A 16224-nucleotide genomic window follows, 5' to 3' on the forward strand; every position below is an offset into this window, starting at 1 on the left:
GCGGATCGGCGGCCGGAAGAGCCACCCGGGCTTGCACCGGGTCCGAGCGAATGAGGAAGCTCTAGTCGAGCGGTTGCTGCATTGCAACGGCGGAGGCGGCCTCGCGAATGAGTTCGCGCCTGAACCGCGATGCGTTCCCTTCTCCCGGATGGAAGAAGGTTGGCCGGAGCGCGGGATGAGGGCCTGCCCAGTCAGCAGGAGAAGCCCCGGAGCTGTCACGCGTCATTGACGGTCGGCGGTCCCTCGCCCCTGCCCCTCTCCCACCCGTGAGAGGGGTTCCCGGCGCCTCTGTTGTCGCCGTGGCGTCTCTCAGGCGTACTGGCCGTGGCAGTGCTTGAACTTCTTGCCCGAGCCGCAGGGGCAGGCCTCGTTGCGGCCGACCTTGCCCCAGCTCGAAGGGTCGTTGGGATCGCGATCCGCCACGGCGACGTCGGCTTCCGCGTCGACTGCCGCGAACTGCGTGCCGCCACCACCGAAGCCGCCGCCGAAACCGGCCGCGCCGCCATCCTGGCCCGGCAGCGAACCCTGATCCTCCGGCTCGTCGAAGCGCACCTCGACACGGGAGAGATGGCCGGTGACCTGCTGGCGCAACTGGCCGATCAGCCCGTCGAACAGCTCGAAGGCTTCCTGCTTGTATTCCTGCAGCGGGTCGCGCTGGGCGAGGCCGCGCCAGCCGATGACCTGGCGCAGATGGTCGAGCGTGACCAGATGCTCGCGCCAGAGCGAGTCGAGCGACTGCAGCAGCACCTGCTTCTCGACATAGGTCATCACCTCTTCGGTGTTGCGCTCGATGCGGGCGGCATAGTCCTCGTCGGCGAGCTTGCGGATACGGTCGCGGATCTCGCTATCGGCGATGCCCTCTTCCTTGGCCCAATCCTCGACCGGCAGATCGAGGTTGAGATACTGGAGCACCTCCTGCTTGAGGCCGGGCGTATCCCACTGCTCGGGATAGGCTTCCTCCGGGATGTGCCGGGCGACGACGTCCTCGACCACGCCATGGCGCATATCGTCGATCGTCTCGCGCACGCTCGCCTGGCGCATGAAATCGCGGCGCTGCTCGAAGACGACCTTGCGCTGGTCGTTCATGACGTCGTCGTATTTCAGGATGTTCTTGCGGATGTCGAAGTTGCGCGCCTCGACCTTGCCCTGCGCCTTCTCGACCGCCTTGTTGATCCAGGGATGGACGATCGCCTCGTCCTCCTTGAGGCCGAGCTTGGTCAGCATGCCGTCCATCCGGTCGGAGCCGAAGATGCGCATCAGGTCGTCCTGCAGCGACAGGAAGAACTTCGAGCGGCCGGGGTCGCCCTGGCGGCCGGCGCGGCCGCGCAACTGGTTGTCGATGCGGCGGCTCTCGTGGCGCTCGGTACCGACGATGTAGAGGCCGCCGGACTTGAGCACGCGCTGCTTGAACTCCGCCACCTCGGCGCGGATGGCGGCAGCCTTGGCGTCGCGCTCCGGGCCTTCTTCGACGCCCGCCAGATCATGGGCGATGCGCATCTCGGCATTGCCGCCGAGCTGGATATCGGTGCCGCGGCCGGCCATGTTGGTGGCGATGGTGATCGCGCCCGGCACGCCGGCCTGGGCGACGATATAGGCCTCCTGCTCGTGGAAGCGGGCGTTCAGCACGGCGAAGGCCTTGACCGACTTGCCTTCGCGAGCAGCCGCATAGATCGGCTCCAGCGCTGTCGGGTCGGTGAAGTCGAGCAGCTTGTAGCCCTCCTTCTCCAGCATGTCGGCGATCAGCTCCGAACGCTCGATCGAGGTCGTGCCGACCAGCAGCGGCTGGCCATTGGCCTGGGCCGTCTGGATCTCGCGGATGACGCCGCGGACCTTCTCCTCGAAGGTGCGGTAGACCTCGTCGTCCTCGTCCTTGCGGGAGATCGGGACGTTGGTCGGGATCTCGACGACTTCGAGCTTGTAGATCTGGAAGAACTCGTCGGCCTCGGTCGCCGCCGTGCCGGTCATGCCGGCGAGCTTGCCGTAGAGCCGGAAATAATTCTGGAAGGTGATCGAGGCGAGCGTGGCGTTCTCGGGCTGGACGGTGACGTGCTCCTTGGCCTCGAGCGCCTGGTGCAAGCCTTCCGAATAGCGCCGGCCCGGCATCATGCGGCCGGTGAACTCGTCGATGATCACGACCTCGTCGTTGCGGACGATATAGTCCTTGTCCCGCGTGAACAGCGAATGCGCACGCAGCGCCTGATTGACGTGGTGGACCAGCGTGACGTTGTGCGCGTCGTAGAGATCGCCCTCGGTCAGGAGACCGGCTTCACGCAGCAATTCCTCGATATGATCGTTGCCGACCTCGGTCAGCGCCACGGTGCGCTGCTTCTCGTCGACCTCGTAGTCGCCGGCGACGAGGCCCGGCAGCACCTTGTCGATCGCGACATAGAGATCCGACTTGTCGTCGAGCGGGCCGGAGATGATCAGCGGCGTACGCGCCTCGTCGACCAGGATCGAATCGACCTCGTCGACGATCGCGAAGTGATGGCCGCGCTGGCTCATCTGCGCGACCTCGTACTTCATGTTGTCGCGCAGATAATCGAAGCCGAACTCGTTGTTCGTGCCGTAGGTGATGTCGCAGGCATAGGCGCGCTGGCGCTCCTCGTCGTCGAGCCCGTGCACGATGATGCCGACGGAGAGACCGAGGAAGTTGTAGAGCTTCGACATCCACTCCGCGTCGCGGCGGGCGAGGTAGTCGTTGACCGTGACGACGTGGACGCCCTTGCCCTCGAGCGCGTTGAGATAGGTCGGCAGCGTCGCGACAAGCGTCTTGCCTTCGCCCGTCTTCATCTCGGCGATGGCGCCCTCGTGCAGCACCATGCCGCCGATCAGCTGGACGTCGTAGGGCCGCTGGCCGAGCACGCGTTTGGCTGCCTCGCGCACCGTGGCGAAGGCCGGCACCAGCAGGTCGTCGAGCTTGGCGCCGCCCGCGATCTGCTGCTTGAACTCCTCGGTACGGGCCTTCAGCGCCTCGTCGCTCAGGGCGGCGAGATCCTTCTCCAGCGCATTGATCGCCGCGACGCGGGGCTGATAGCCCTTGACGCGGCGGTCGTTCGACGAGCCGAAGAGTTTCTTTGCGAGCGCGCCAAGCATGTTGGGCCTTTCAGGTGATGCTTTGAAGCTTCCGGCCGGCGCGATGCTGTTCGCGCTGCGGACGCAAGCCAGGTATTCTTGAATTGCGACCGCGTTTTAGACGCGTGCGCGGGCAGGGTCTAGGGCTTGGCCCCAGTGAATTGGGCTCTCGATGTGGGGTTTTGCCGCCCCCGTTCCAAGGGCAGCGTCCGCAGCGCCGCCGCATGGCGCCGCAGCCGATCGGCCATTGCGGTGCAAAGCTGCGTGATCCGATGCCGCAACGGCCTGAATCGCCTTGCCTTTGCCGCGTTCAACTGGCAGTGCAGCCGCCATAATCTGGGGTTTCGACGAAAGGTCGTTCTCATGAGCTCCGCCCGCTTCATCGCCGTGCTCGGCTTCTCGCTGCTGGCCGTCCCGGCCTTTGCCCAGGCCGACAAGGTCGTCGCCAAGGTTGACGGCATCGCGATCACCGAGAAGGACATCGCGCTCGCCTCCGAGGATATCGGCGAGCGCCTCGCCCAGCTGCCCGAGGAGCGCAAGCGCGACGAGGTGATCAACTATCTCGTCGACCTCAAGCTCGGCGCCAAGGCGGCGGCCGCGGCCAAGATCGGCGACACGCCCGATTTCGCCGCCCGCCTCGCCTATTTCCGCGACAAGGTGCTGCTCGACGAATTCCTGACCCGCGAGGGCAAGAAGGCCGTCACGGCCGATGCCGCGAAGAAGCTCTACGACGAAACCACCAAGGCGATGGCTCCCGAGGAGGAGGCCCATGCCCGCCACATCCTCGTCGAGGAGGAGGCGCAGGCTAAGACGGTGGTCGAGCGGCTGAAGAAGGGCGAGGATTTCGCCAAGGTCGCGGCCGAGCTATCGAAGGATCCGGGCTCCGGCAAGGAGGGCGGCGATCTCGGCTGGTTCACCAAGGACCGCATGGTGCCGGAATTCGCCGAGGCCGCCTTCAAGCTGAACAAGGGCCAGGTGTCCGAGCCGGTGAAGAGCCAGTTCGGCTGGCACGTCATCAAGCTCGAGGACAAGCGCAGCAAGCCGCTGCCGGACTTCGCCGCCGTGAAGCCGCAGATCGACCAGTATCTCGAGCGCAAGGCCCAGCAGGACATGGTGCTGGCGCTGCGCGAGAAGGCCAAGATCGAACGCCTCGACCAGCCGGCCGCCGCTCCGGCTCCTGCCGAGCCGAAGAAGAACTGAGTCAGGGCCGTCATTCTCGGGCGAAGCGAAGCGCAGCCCCGAGAATATCCGGCAAGATATGCTCGGGTCGAGCCCGAGCATGACGTGGACTTCCTTTTTTGAAGGGCGGCCCTTGCGGCCGCCCTTCTTGTTTTCGTCATCGGTCTGCGGCAGAGGCTGCTGGACGAGAGCGCTGCCGGCGAGAACGGATTCGCCTCCCTCGGTGCAGGGCTCCGCAGGAGGAGGCCCCATGGCCGGCAAGGATGTCCCCGTTTCCCCGCTCGCGCCGAAGCGCCAGCCCAAGGTGCCGCCGATCCCGGGCGTGCGTTTCGCCACCGCCGAGGCCGGCATCCGCTACAAGGGCCGCCAGGACGTCTGGTTCGCGCTGCTCGACGCGGGCACGCAGGTCGCGGGCGTCTTCACCCGCTCGAAATGCCCCTCCGCCCCGGTCGACTGGTGCCGTGAGAACCTCGCCCAGGGTTCCGCCCGCGCCGTCGTCGTCAATTCCGGAAACGCCAACGCCTTCACCGGCCTGAAGGGCCGCGACTCCGTCAAGCTGACGGCCGAGATCGCCGCCAAGGCGGCCGGCTGCAAGCCGCAGGAAGTCTTCATCGCCTCGACCGGCGTGATCGGCGAGCCGCTCGACGCCACCAAGTTCAAGGGCGTGCTCGACGATTGCGCCAAGCGCGCCGCCGACGGCCCCTGGATCGACGCCGCCCGCGCGATCATGACCACCGACACCTTCCCCAAGGCGCTGGCCCGCAAGGCCAAGATCGACGGCAAGGAGGTCGCGATCGCCGGCATCGCCAAGGGCGCGGGCATGATCGCACCCGACATGGCGACGATGCTCTCCTTCGTCTTCACCGACGCACCCATCGCCGCCCCCGTCCTGCAGGCGCTGCTCTCGAAGGGCGTGAAGGGCTCCTTCAACGCCGTGACCGTCGACAGCGACACCTCGACCTCCGACACGCTGATGCTGTTCGCGACAGGTAAGGCCGCCGCGCGCGGCGTGCCGACGATCACCGACGTGAAGGACCCGCGCCTCTCCGGCTTCAAGCGGGCGCTGAACGCGATCCTGCTCGAGCTCGCCCATCTCGTCTGCAAGGACGGCGAGGGCGCGCGCAAATTCGTCGAGGTGCGCGTCACCGGGGCGACCTCGGCCCGCTCGGCCAAGCGCGTCGCGCTCTCCATCGCCAACTCGCCGCTCGTCAAGACCGCCATCGCGGGCGAGGACGCCAATTGGGGCCGCGTCGTCATGGCTGTCGGCAAGGCCGGCGAGCCGGCCGACCGCGACCGGCTCGACATCGGCTTCGGCGAGATCCTGGTGGCGAAGCAGGGCGCCCGCGCCGGTTCCTACGACGAGGAGGCGGTGTCGAACTACATGAAGGGCGACAATATCGTCATCACCGCCGATCTCGGCCTCGGCCGCGGCAAGGCCACGGTCTGGACCTGCGACCTGACCAAGGCCTATGTCGAGATCAACGGCGACTATCGTTCGTAACGCCCTCTGGCGTCATTCTCGGGCGTCGCAGAGAGACGACCCGAGAATGACGCGCCGAAAGAGGCGCCCTTTCCTGCCGGACATGTTCGGGTCAAGCCCGAGCATGACGGTCCGGGACCACCCAACAAGACATTGCACCCGGCCTGCCGCCTCGGCATGATCCCTGCCGGGAACGAAGGCTGTGGGGGCTCAAGGTCTTGCTGGGACGTTCGCTGGCGCTCGTCGGGGCGCTCTTCCTGTCGGCCTGCGTCGAGCGCAAGCCGGCCACGGTGGCTTTCTCGGTCGAGGAGGCCGCCTTCATCAAGAAGGACGGGACCGGCGTCATCACCGGCCATGCCTTCCGCACCAAGCCGAGCGGCGTGGTCGTCAATGCCGCCGGTCAGGTCGTTCGGCTCATCCCCGCCACAGGCTTTGCGCGCGAGCGCTTCAGCAATTTCTACGGCAAGGGCAAGTTCGTCCCGCATCGCGACTACCCGCGCGAGGACGAGGTCGACCCGGCCTATTCCGACTACAGCCGCACGACCAAGGCGGAATCCAACGGCCGCTTCATCTTCGAGAATGTGGCGCCGGGAAGCTACTTCATCACCACCCAGGTGATCTGGGGCGACGAAGCGGCCTTCTCCCGGGAGGGCGGCTCGGTCTATGACAGCGTCACCCTGACGGGCAAGGAAACCAGGCCCGTCGACGTCATCCTCTCCGGCCATTGAGTTTTCCGTGAAGCTGCTCCTCGTCGTCGCCTGCGCCCTGATCGATGCCGACAACCGCGTCCTCGTCGCCCAGCGGCCCGAGGGGAAGGCGCTGGCGGGCCTCTGGGAATTCCCCGGCGGCAAGCTGGAAGCCGGCGAGCGGCCGGAACCGGCGCTGATCCGCGAGCTGTCCGAGGAACTCGGCATCACGGTGAAGGAGGACTGCCTCGCGCCGCTGACCTTCGCCAGCTACGCCTACCCCGAGTTCCACCTGCTGATGCCGCTCTATATCTGCCGGCGCTGGCAGGGCACGGTCGCCTCCCACGAAGGCCAGGCGCTGAAATGGGTCCGCCCCGGCAAGCTGCGGGAGCTCGCCATGCCGCCCGCGGACGAGCCGCTCATCCCGCCGCTGATCGATCTTCTGGGCGCCTGATTCAGTGCACCGCCGGCAGCCCCAGCGCTTCCCAGCGCGAGGGCGCGATCGGCTCGCCGACCTGGAAGGCGAAGGCGCTGACCCGCTTGAGATCGGCCGAGAGGCTGCAGGTGAAGCTGAGCGCATACCAGCGCTGCCTGCTGCGGAAGGCTGCGCCCTGCGCCTGCAACTCGCGCCCTGAAAAGCGGGTCTTTGCCAGTGCATAGGCCGTGACCCGGTCGGGCTCGTAGCGGCTCTGCCAGGCGTGGATCTGGCTCATCGCCTCGACGCCGCAGAGCTGCTCCGCCCGCTCGTCTGGCGCCAGACGCGGCAGCATGGCGAGCGCATCGCGGCTGAGCGCATTGGCCAGCACCTGTTGCGAGAGCAGACGCCGGGGTCGGATCATCCCGTCGCTTTGCGGCAGGGCAGGTTCCGGCGCGGCAGGAGTCGCAGGCGGCGCGGGAGCTGGCAAGGCTGATTCGGGAAAGCTGGCTGCCGGCGGCGGCGGCGGCCGCAGAGGGGGCGGCCGCATCAGCGCCTCGAACTGCTCCAGCGTCTGCAGCTCGACATCCACGCTCTGCTCGAGGACGCCGGGAGTCTCGGTCAGTTGCTGGACAGCGACGGAAGCGAGCCAGGCCAGCAGCGCCGCATGGACGAGCGCCGCGGCCGGCAGCCCGGGGTCTGGCAACAGCCGACGCGCTGGCGTCACCACCATCATGGCTCAGGCTGAAGCGTCCGGGCGCCCCGAGGCCCCGCGCCGGAATCCCGCTGCCATCCGCCTCTGTCGCCCCTGCCCCGATCGGCCCGCAACAGCGCCGATCAAGCCGGCATTTTTGTGATCGCCTCGTCCTCGACCGGTCCGCTCTCGTCGCGGCCGAGCTGGAAACGCTCGAAGCGCTGCAGCTCCTCCTCGATGGCCCGCTTCAACTCCGGGCTCTCATGGCCGTCGAGCCAGCTCCATTGCTGCATCAGCAGCTTTCCCGCCGCGCGGTCCGTCTTGAGATCGAGCACGGCGACCATGCGCTCCCCTGCCAGCACGGGCAGGCTGAAATAGCCGTAGACCCGCTTCTCCTTCGGCAGATAGGCCTCGAAGACATGGCCGTAGTCGAAGATCAGCTTCGTCCGCTTGCGCTGGATCACCAGCGGATCGAACGGCGAGAGGACGTGAATCAGCGTCCCTTCGGGCTCCGGCAGCGTCTCCAGCGAAGCCGGCGCCGCCCAGTGCTGTGTCTTGCCGGCGCCCGCGACGGAAACCGGCACCAGTTCCTTGCGCCGGACTCGTGCATCGATCAGCTCGGCCACCGCCTTCTTGGCCGGTGCATCGAGATGGCAAATGGAATCGAGGCTGACGAGGCCCTGCGCGGTCAGCGCCCGGTCGAGCTTGTAGGCGATGATCTGCCGCTCGCTCGCCGGTGTCGGCTTCTTCTCCCAGGCGAAATGCCGGTCGAAGAGCTCATAGGTCTTGACCATGCCGGCCCGCGCCGCGATCGCCAGCTCACCATCGTAGAAGGCCCGCTCCAACAGCCCCTTGGAGGGCTTCTTGCTGGCCCAGAGATGGGCTTTCTCAACCGGTTCCTCGTCGATGTCGCGGATCGTCAACGCGCCGTTCTTCCGGATGCGGCTGAGCAGCTTGCGCGTCTCATCCCGCGCGCCCACAGCCGACCAGCGCTTCGGCTCGGCGCGATGCGCCTTCATCGCTGGCAGGAAATAACGAATGTCGCGCGTCGGCACATAGGAGAGCGCGTGCGTCCAGTATTCAAAGACGCTCTTCTCGGCCGCTTGAAGATGGGCAAGGTCGCTGCGGCGATAGGCCGGGATCCGGGCATAAAGGATATGGTGGTGGCAGCGCTCGATCACGTTGATCGTGTCGATCTGCACATAGCCGAGTTGCTCGACCGCCTGGCGCGCCGCCTCCGGCCCGGCGCCGAAGGGCTCGCGCTCATCGAGCCGCTGCGCCCTCAGCCAGATGCGGCGGGCCTGCGCGGCGGAAAGGGAAAGAGGCTTGCGCGGTCGCGGAGGCATGATCCGCAGGCTAGCCTCCGCCCGCCCGCGCCGTAAGGGGGCAACCCGCACCACCGCTGACAGCCTATGGCGGGAGCGGCCACGTCATCCTCAGGGCGCGACGATCAGCGCCCAGTAGACCTGATATTTCGAGCTTGGCGCGTAAGCCGTCGCGATGCCCATGCGCTTGGCCTTGGCATCCTTCATGACGCGGTCGTGCTGCGGCGAGTCGCGCCAGCCCGAAAAGGCCTCGGCGAGGCGGCGATAGCCGGCGGAGAGATTGGCCTCCGCCCCCGGCTGCCCCTCCTTTGCCAACCGCGCCTTGACGGCATCGGCCTGGACCGGCTTGTCGGAAGCCGCCATCGCCGCAGCCTCGCGTTGCGCGGCCTCGGTCAGAGCCGGGTCGAGCGCGAGCGCACCGAGCCCGGCATTGAGCCGATAGGCCGAGATCATCGCGCGCGCCTGCTCGGCATCGACCTGCGCCGAGGCCGAGCCGAGATCGCGGTAGAAGGCGGGCTGCCCCTGGCGCGGCGCCTCGGTGCAGCCGGCGACCCCGAGAAAGGCGAGCGCGCCCGCCACGGCCGCGGGGCAGCTCATCGCGCGCAGGGCCGCGGCGCGGCAGGAAAGGCTGGGCATCGGGTCATCCTTGGCTGTCTTCCTTGGCCGGCTCGGGCTGCGGAGCGGGCTTGGCGGTTTCGGTCGGCTCTTCCTCTGGCTCCGGCTCGGCTTCGACCGGCTTGCGCGCCCGGCGCGCCTTCGCGGAAGCCTTTGCGGCCGTCTTGCTGTCTGGCAACGGGGCGGGCTCTGCGACCGGCCGCGTCGCGGCAGCCGTGAAACCGGCGAGCGCCTGTTCAACGCCTTCTAGCCCGCGCACCCGCAATTCGGGCGTCTCGGCCACGGGCTCCATCTCGGCGAGGCGCTTCTGGATGGCGAAGTTCAGGTCGCTGGTGACGCGCCCGACGATCTCGACATCGTCCACGACGCAGATCAGCTCGAAATCCATGGTCGTGGTGCCGAGCTTCTTGAACATCACCGCCGGCGGCGGCTTCTGCAGCACGTCGCCATGGTTACCGGCGACCTCCGCCAGCATGGCCCGCACCGCGCCGGCATCGATCGCGCGCGGCACGCTGAGCGCGATCAGGACGCGGCCCGAACGATCGGTGCGGACGCGGTTGCGGACGACGCCGGAGATCAGGTTCGAATTGGGCACGATCACGGTGGAGCGGTCGAAGGTCGCGATCTCGGTGGAGCGGACATTGATGCGCTTCACGATGCCTTCGACATCGCCGACCACGACCTGGTCGCCGACGCGGATCGGCCGTTCCCAGAGCAGGATCAGCCCCGAGACGAAGTTCGACACCACCGATTGCAGGCCGAAACCGATGCCGACCGAAAGCGCCGAGGCGACCAGGGTGAGCCGCTCGAGGCTCAAGCCCACCGCCGAGACCGCGATCGCCACCGCCGCGATATAGCCGACATAGCCGGCCGCGGTGGTGATCGAATTGCGCAGGCCCGGGTCGAGGGACGTCGTCGGCAGGAACTGGTTTTCGAGCCAGCGCTGCATCGCCCGCGTCGCGGCGATGCCGAAACCGAAGACCAGGGCGAAGACGACGATGGTCGAGAGCGAGATCGTCACGCCACCGACCTGGAAGCCGAAGAAGGCGGCCCGGAGCGAGACGAGGAAATCGCTCGATTCCAGCCCCCAGGGCGCCAGCACCAGCAGCACCGTGACCACGATCAGCAGCAGCTTCAGGATGCCGACGCCGATCACAGCGATCTTCTGCAGCGTCGCGGCACGCAGCCCCAGCCCTGCCTTGAGGGTCGTGGCGAAGCGGCTTTTCCCGGTCAGCGCACGCGGGATGCCGAGATCGATGAACTGGAAGGCGAGCAGGAACAGGCAGGCGACGATGCCGATCCAGAGCGTCTGCTCGGCCAGGAAGCCGGCGAAGACGACATAGCCGGAAAGCGCCGACGCGATGATGCCGAAGCCGATGATCCAGCCGAGGATGCGGACCGGGCCGAGGCTCGCCCCGTCCACCGGCACATAGGGGCCGAGGCAGGCCTCCTGCTCGATCTCCTCGTCGTCGCGGATCTGGTAGAGCCCCGCGATCAGCGCCAGCGCGAAGAGCACGGCGAAGAAGGCCTTGACGATGATCGAGATCGCGAGCCCCGCCGCGATGGCCTGCAGCCACGCCTCGAAGACCTTGCCGACCGACATCACCAGCGCCAGCGCGCTTGCGATCCAGACCACGCTGCGCGCCGTCCGGTCCATGACGCTGACGAGGCGTCGCTGCGGATTGGACGGAGCGAAGAGCGCGTCGGCGAGCGCCTGGACGAAGGCGACGATGGCGAGCCCGATCACCAGCGCCCAGATCACCGGCTGGATGCGCGGCGGCAGCAGCCCCGTCGTGCTCAGCGCCTTGTAGATCAGCCAGCTCGCCAGCGCCGGCGGCGCCGCACCAGCCACGATATGGGCGAGCGCGACATAGAGGCAGTGCAGGTTGCCGGTGTCCTGCATATTGGCATAGCGCGCCTTGAAGCGCGGCAGGTAGCGCGCGCGCGCCCAGTAAAGGCCGATCGCGCCGATCAGCGCGATCGCCACCACCAGCCCGCGCATGCCGGTCGCGTCGCCCACGCCTTCCAGCCAGCCGCCGAAGATGTAGCCGGAAGCCCGAATATCCTCGGGCGCCGTCGCGATGGCATTCGTCCAGACATCCGGGTTCAGCGCCGAGGGGCCGGCGGCGAAGAGCGCCTTGGCGAAGATCTCGCGGCGCTTGTCGCCGATGCTGGTCTGCAGCATCTCCGCCTGAAGCAGCGCCGCGTTGGACAGCCTCAGCAGTTCGTCGGCATCGGCATAGGCCTTGGTGCGCGTCTCTCGATCCTTGGCGATCTCGGCGCTTTCGGGCGGCGCACCGGCATCCGGCTTCGGCCCGAGCTGGTCGAGCCGGAGCTTCGCCTGCTCGACGCGCGGCTTCTGCTCGTCGAGGATGACGCGGAGCTGGTCGAGCGAAGGCTGCAGGCGGATGCGTTGCCGCTGCAGCTCGCTGTCGCTCAGCTCCGGGGACGCAAGCGTCGTCTCGATCTGGGCGAGTTCGGTGCGCACCGTTTCGAGCCTGGCCCGGGCGCCCGCGGCAGGGTCGGTCGGTGCCGGCTGGCTGAAGGAGGGAGCGCTCGCCGAGAACGCCAGCGTGACGAGCAGCAGCCCGGCCGCCAGCCACCGGCGCAGCTTCCGGAACGATGCGCGCGTCACATGCGCTGCCATGGCGATGCGGCCCTGCCTGTCGAGATGATTCGGCTCAGGCTCGACCCTCGGCACAGCCATGCCCTCAAGGCAAGACAAAGAGCTATTTTCTGCGGCCGGCAACGATCTGGGCTCCGGAGATCAGGATCGGATGGCCCGCCTCATCGCCTCCAAACGCGACCTGAAGATGGCGCGCGGTCCTCGCAGCCCGTCTCAGCCCCGGACGTCTCGACAGAGGGCTTTCAGCTCTTGCCCTTCTTCTTCGGCTGATTGCGGAAGCTGGCATTGCCGAGACCGGTGCCGATCGTCAGCACGGCCCAGTGCTCGACATCCTGCATCGACGGCAGCTCGCTCAGCCCCTGGATGACGGCATCGTTGTGCATCACGACCTCGGTCTGGTGCTCGCCGATCTCGGGCACCAGCTTGCGGATGCTGTCGACGAGGTTGAAGCGGCTGCTTTCCCAGTTGCCAGGCAGGTTCTGCGCGCCGCGGTCGATGGCGCCGTCGGCCTGGATCAGACCGGGGCAGCCGACGCCGATGAAGGGCGCGACGCGCAGGCCCTCCTTGCTGGCATTCCGGATCTGCTCGTTCAGCATCTCGCCCAGGCGCGCGATCGCCTGGTCGCGGCTCGGCTCGTCGTCGGCATGGCGCCACAGCTCGGACTTCCAGACCCGCGCCTTCGAGAGGTCCGGCGCCTTCTGCTGCCGCAGCTCGACGATGCCGGCGCGGATGTTCGAGCCGCCGATATCGACGGCGACGAGACTGTCATAGGCCTCGAAGATCCATTTCGGCGCGAGATGCGCGCTGCCGACCAGCCCGGCCTCGTCCGGATGATGGCTGATCGGCACGAGATCGATATCGCGCCCGTCCGTGCGCAGGATGATGGCGGCGCGCGCAATGGCGAGCTCGCCGACGCGACTCTCGCGGAAGCCGCCGCCGACGACGATGCGCTCGACCGCAGCCCAGCTCTTCAGCCGGGCGAAGCGGCGGATCACGAAGGCGAAGGACTGGGCGAAATCCTCGACGGCGCTCAGCACCAGCGCCGCCTCTCCGGCATCGCCCTCCAGCAGCGCGTCGAGCTGCTTCTTGCCGATCTCCTTGGTCGGGCCTTTCAGCGGATCGTCGCCGGCCCGCTTCAGATGGCGGCGCAACGCCTCGAGATGGGCCATGAAGGCGCCGCGGCTGGCCTTGTCGCCGACGAAGCCCTCATCGTCGCGAACCTCCAGATTATAGCTGGTGATCAGCGCGGAAGGCAGTTCGACCGCGCCATGCGGCCCCGTCGTGCTGCTGCCCGTCTTCTCTGCGACCGCCGATGCCATGTCCGGTATCCCCTCTGCCTGCTGATTCCGAACGGCAACCTGCATGCGCGGCGCAAGGTTCCGCAGGCCGGGCAATGCGCCGCATGCAGCCCCTCCCTGCACGGCTCAGGTCCCGCGGCGGTTGACCGCCGTCACGATCGCCGCTCCAACGGAAGAAAGCCGACGGCAAGGGCGGCAGCAGGAAATCGGCAAGGGGAACGGGGCATGTCCGAATTCATCTATCGCATGGTCGTCATCGGGGTCGGAGCGACCATCCTTTTCGACCTCTGGCAGCAGTTCCTGCGCCTGCTCGGCATCCCGAAGCCGAACTGGGCGATGCCGGGCCGCTGGTTCGGCCATCTGCTGCGCGGGCGCGTCATGCATGCGGACATCGGCAAGTCCGAGCCCGTCGCCAACGAGACGGCGCTGGGCTGGCTCTTCCACTATCTCGTCGGCATCCTCTTCGCCGGCATCCTACTGGCGATCTGGGGTGTGGAATGGGCGCGCAATCCCACCGTCCTGCCGGCGCTGATCGTCGGCTGGGTCACCATCGGCTGCGGCTGGTTCATCCTGCAGCCCGGCATGGGGCTGGGCATCGCCGCCGCGAAGCGGCCGAACGCCAACCAGCTCCGCCTGCTCAACATCCTCGGCCACACCGTCTTCGCCATCGGGCTCTACGGCACGGCGCTGCTGACGCGTTAGGCACGCTCGTCATTCTCGGGCTCGACCCGAGCATCTCCAGCCAGGAGAGGCACTGGAGCCTCCCGTCACGAGATTCTCGGGTCAAGCCCGAGAATGACGCCCTCCAGCAATGACGCGCCTAATCGAGAATCCGCGTCTCGTAGGCGTAGAGCTGGCGGAAGCCGAGGCTGCCATAGAGATTGAGCGCGACGGCATTGCCCTGCTCGACCTGCAGATAGGCATCGCGGCAGCCCTGCGCCGCAGCCCAGCCCATCAACCCGCGCACGATCGAACGGCCGTAACCATGGCCGCGATGGCCAGGGCTGACGCAGATCAGGCCGATCTCGGCCATGCCGCGCTCGGCGACGCTCATGCCGAAGGCGACCGGCTCGCCCTCGATCGTCCAGGTCGCGAAGGCGGCGGGCAGCCTGATCCGGTCCAGGATCGCGCCGAGGTTGCCGGCATGCGTCTTGACGCCGGTCTGCAGCGCGGCGCAGCCCGCGATCCATTCCGCCCCCGCCCGGGCCTCCATCTCGAATTCCGCCTCCTCGGACGGCGCGATATCGCCGAGCGGCGCGATCATGCCGAAGGACTTGTCCTTGACGCGATAGCCGCGCTCCAGCACCGCCGCGCGGGTCGCCTCCGCGACGAGTGGCGTGAGTCGGATGCTCGGAAGGAGCCCATCGGCGCGATAGAGCTCCTCGATCAGGTCGAGCATCTCGGCGTCGAGCTCGGCACCGTAGGAGAGCGGCGTCGCCGCATTGGCGCGGCCGGAATAGCCATTGGCGAAGCGCAGCACCCAGTCGCCGACCATCAGCGTCGCGACCGCCGGCCATGCGTTGACGATCCGCCGCTCGCAGCCGATCACCAGCCCGCTCTCGTCCGCCTTGGTCAGCATCAACGTCCTCCCGAAGGCTTGCGCGGCGTCGGCCGCCAGCCCGGCGGGGCCATCTCGAAGCCTGAAAAATCGAAGCCCGGCGCGACGGTGCAGCCCACCAGCGTCCAGGCGCCGAGTGAGGTCGCGCTCTGCCACCACCCGGCCGGCACAACGAATTGCGGGCGCTGGCCGGTGGCGAGATCGGTGCCGAGGTGATGGGCCGCGGCGTCGTGGCCGTTGGGCGAGACGGTTATGACCAGCGGCGCGCCGGCATAATGGTGCCAGATCTCGGCGGCATCGACGCGGTGCCATTCCGAAGTCTCGCCGGTATCGAGCAGGTAGTAGATCGCGGTCGAGAAGCCTCGGCCCTCCGGCCCGGCCGGGTCGCGGAAGGTCTCGCGATAATGGCCGCCCTCGGGATGCGGCTTCAGCTCGAGCAGCCGGATGATCTCCGCCGCAGTGAGCCCTTCGAGGCGGACCGGCATGGTCAGAACCTGTTCTTGGCTTCGCGCAGCGCCGCGAAGACCGCGCCGGCCGACGCGCCGGAAAGACCCATCGCCGCGGCGAGCGCAGGCTCCCCCGCCCGGAAGAACGGATTGGTCGCCTGCTCCTCGGCGACGGTTGTCAGCGCCCAGAAGCGCCCCTCGGCCTTGGCCTTCTCGACCTCGGCGAAGCGCGCCGCCAGCGCCGCATTGTCGGGATCGACCGAACGGGCGAAGCGGGCATTCGAAAGCGTGTAGTCATGGCCACCGAGCAGGCGCGTATCGCCCGGCAGCGCCATCAGCCGCGAGAGCGAGGTCCACATCCGCTCCATCTGGCCGGGCTGCACGCGCCCACAGCCCATGACGAAGACCACGTCGCCGACGAAGGCGAGCTTCGCACCTCGGCCGACATAGCTCAGATGGCCGTCGGAATGGCCGGGCGTATGCCAGATCTCGAAGCGCTCGCCGCCGAAGGTAACGCTGTCGCCCTCGCCCACCACCGTGTCGACCGGCGCGCTGCCCTGCGCGTCGGCGGGCCCGAAGACCTTCGCACCCGTCGCCTGCTTGACCTCGGCCACGCCCTGCGTGTGGTCGTGATGCGCATGGGTGATGAAGATCTCGCTGATCGTCCAGCCCTTCGCCTTTGCCGCGGCCAGCGTCTCGCCGGCATCCGGCACGTCGATGGCGGCGCAGGCGCCGGTGGCCGGATCGTGGAGCAGCGCGCCGGCATTGTCGCTGAGCGTGCGGAAGACGTGAAGGTCGAGCGGCATGGCTTCCTCCGGCATGGCAGTCGG

14 protein-coding genes and 1 other annotated feature (1 of these 15 cut by a window edge) are annotated in these 16224 nt (G+C 67.8%); of the genes, 5 read left to right on the plus strand and 9 right to left on the minus strand.

The window, feature by feature from the left end:
- Positions 1–47 (minus strand) — a sequence feature (sul1 is cis-regulatory element that is thought to sense ions involved in sulfur or methionine metabolism; They are found in Alphaproteobacteria); it reaches 9 nt to the left of the window's first position.
- Positions 48–309: 262 nt separating this feature from the next.
- Entirely contained in the window at positions 310–3093 is a 2784-nt protein-coding gene (gene secA / locus BoBH3_RS04325) for a preprotein translocase subunit SecA (protein WP_262329503.1), read from the minus strand.
- 342 nt (positions 3094–3435) lie between these two features.
- Between secA and BoBH3_RS04330 the strand changes: the two genes are divergently transcribed.
- The 4 genes from BoBH3_RS04330 (at position 3436) to mutT (ending at position 6871) form a co-directional block, all read left to right on the plus strand.
- Positions 3436–4272 (plus strand): peptidylprolyl isomerase, encoded by an 837-nt coding sequence (locus BoBH3_RS04330; RefSeq protein WP_262329504.1) that lies wholly within the window; start codon positions 3436–3438, stop codon positions 4270–4272.
- Positions 4273–4501: 229 nt separating this feature from the next.
- Positions 4502–5752, plus strand: a complete 1251-nt coding sequence (gene argJ / locus BoBH3_RS04335) for a bifunctional glutamate N-acetyltransferase/amino-acid acetyltransferase ArgJ (RefSeq protein WP_262329505.1) — start codon at positions 4502–4504, stop codon at positions 5750–5752.
- 197 nt (positions 5753–5949) lie between these two features.
- Entirely contained in the window at positions 5950–6459 is a 510-nt protein-coding gene (locus BoBH3_RS04340) for a peptidase associated/transthyretin-like domain-containing protein (RefSeq protein WP_262329506.1), read from the plus strand.
- Positions 6460–6466: 7 nt separating this feature from the next.
- Positions 6467–6871 (plus strand): 8-oxo-dGTP diphosphatase MutT, encoded by a 405-nt coding sequence (gene mutT, locus BoBH3_RS04345; protein WP_410050547.1) that lies wholly within the window; start codon positions 6467–6469, stop codon positions 6869–6871.
- A gap of 1 nt (position 6872) precedes the next feature.
- Here mutT and BoBH3_RS04350 read toward each other — a convergent pair whose 3' ends face one another.
- The 5 genes from BoBH3_RS04350 to BoBH3_RS04370 form a co-directional block, all read right to left on the minus strand.
- Positions 6873–7559 carry a DUF930 domain-containing protein gene (locus BoBH3_RS04350; protein ID WP_262329507.1) on the minus strand — a complete coding sequence of 229 codons (687 nt, stop codon included), beginning with the start codon at positions 7557–7559 and terminating at the stop codon, positions 6873–6875.
- A 110-nt stretch (positions 7560–7669) separates the two neighbouring features.
- Complete coding sequence (locus tag BoBH3_RS04355; RefSeq protein ID WP_262329508.1) at positions 7670–8872, minus strand: winged helix-turn-helix domain-containing protein; 1203 nt, start codon at positions 8870–8872, stop codon at positions 7670–7672.
- Between the two features lie 90 nt (positions 8873–8962).
- The gene (locus tag BoBH3_RS04360) at positions 8963–9487 is read right to left on the minus strand and encodes a CAP domain-containing protein (protein ID WP_262329509.1); all 525 of its coding nucleotides are present in this window, start codon (positions 9485–9487) and stop codon (positions 8963–8965) included.
- Positions 9488–9491: 4 nt separating this feature from the next.
- Positions 9492–12173, minus strand: a complete 2682-nt coding sequence (locus BoBH3_RS04365; protein WP_262329510.1) for a DUF3772 domain-containing protein — start codon at positions 12171–12173, stop codon at positions 9492–9494.
- A 161-nt stretch (positions 12174–12334) separates the two neighbouring features.
- Positions 12335–13411: an ROK family protein gene (locus BoBH3_RS04370; RefSeq protein WP_262329511.1), complete on the minus strand. Its 1077-nt coding sequence runs from the start codon at positions 13409–13411 to the stop codon at positions 12335–12337.
- A gap of 204 nt (positions 13412–13615) precedes the next feature.
- Between BoBH3_RS04370 and BoBH3_RS04375 the strand changes: the two genes are divergently transcribed.
- The gene (locus BoBH3_RS04375) at positions 13616–14092 is read left to right on the plus strand and encodes a DUF2938 domain-containing protein (protein ID WP_262329512.1); all 477 of its coding nucleotides are present in this window, start codon (positions 13616–13618) and stop codon (positions 14090–14092) included.
- A 118-nt stretch (positions 14093–14210) separates the two neighbouring features.
- Here BoBH3_RS04375 and BoBH3_RS04380 read toward each other — a convergent pair whose 3' ends face one another.
- Genes BoBH3_RS04380 through gloB form a run of 3 tightly spaced genes read right to left on the minus strand, consistent with a single transcriptional unit; the run spans position 14211 to position 16200 of the window.
- Positions 14211–14969 carry a GNAT family N-acetyltransferase gene (locus BoBH3_RS04380; protein ID WP_262329513.1) on the minus strand — a complete coding sequence of 253 codons (759 nt, stop codon included), beginning with the start codon at positions 14967–14969 and terminating at the stop codon, positions 14211–14213.
- Positions 14969–15433 carry a cupin domain-containing protein gene (locus BoBH3_RS04385; RefSeq protein ID WP_262329514.1) on the minus strand — a complete coding sequence of 155 codons (465 nt, stop codon included), beginning with the start codon at positions 15431–15433 and terminating at the stop codon, positions 14969–14971. Before BoBH3_RS04385 ends, BoBH3_RS04380 begins: the two co-directional genes overlap by 1 nt.
- 2 nt (positions 15434–15435) lie before the next feature.
- A complete protein-coding gene (gene gloB / locus BoBH3_RS04390) occupies positions 15436–16200 on the minus strand; it encodes a hydroxyacylglutathione hydrolase (RefSeq protein WP_262329683.1) in 765 nt (254 codons plus the stop codon).
- Positions 16201–16224 lie beyond the last annotated feature (24 nt).

The organism is Allobosea sp. BH3, from assembly GCF_025499465.1.
In the GTDB taxonomy this organism is placed as follows: domain Bacteria; phylum Pseudomonadota; class Alphaproteobacteria; order Rhizobiales; family Beijerinckiaceae; genus Allobosea.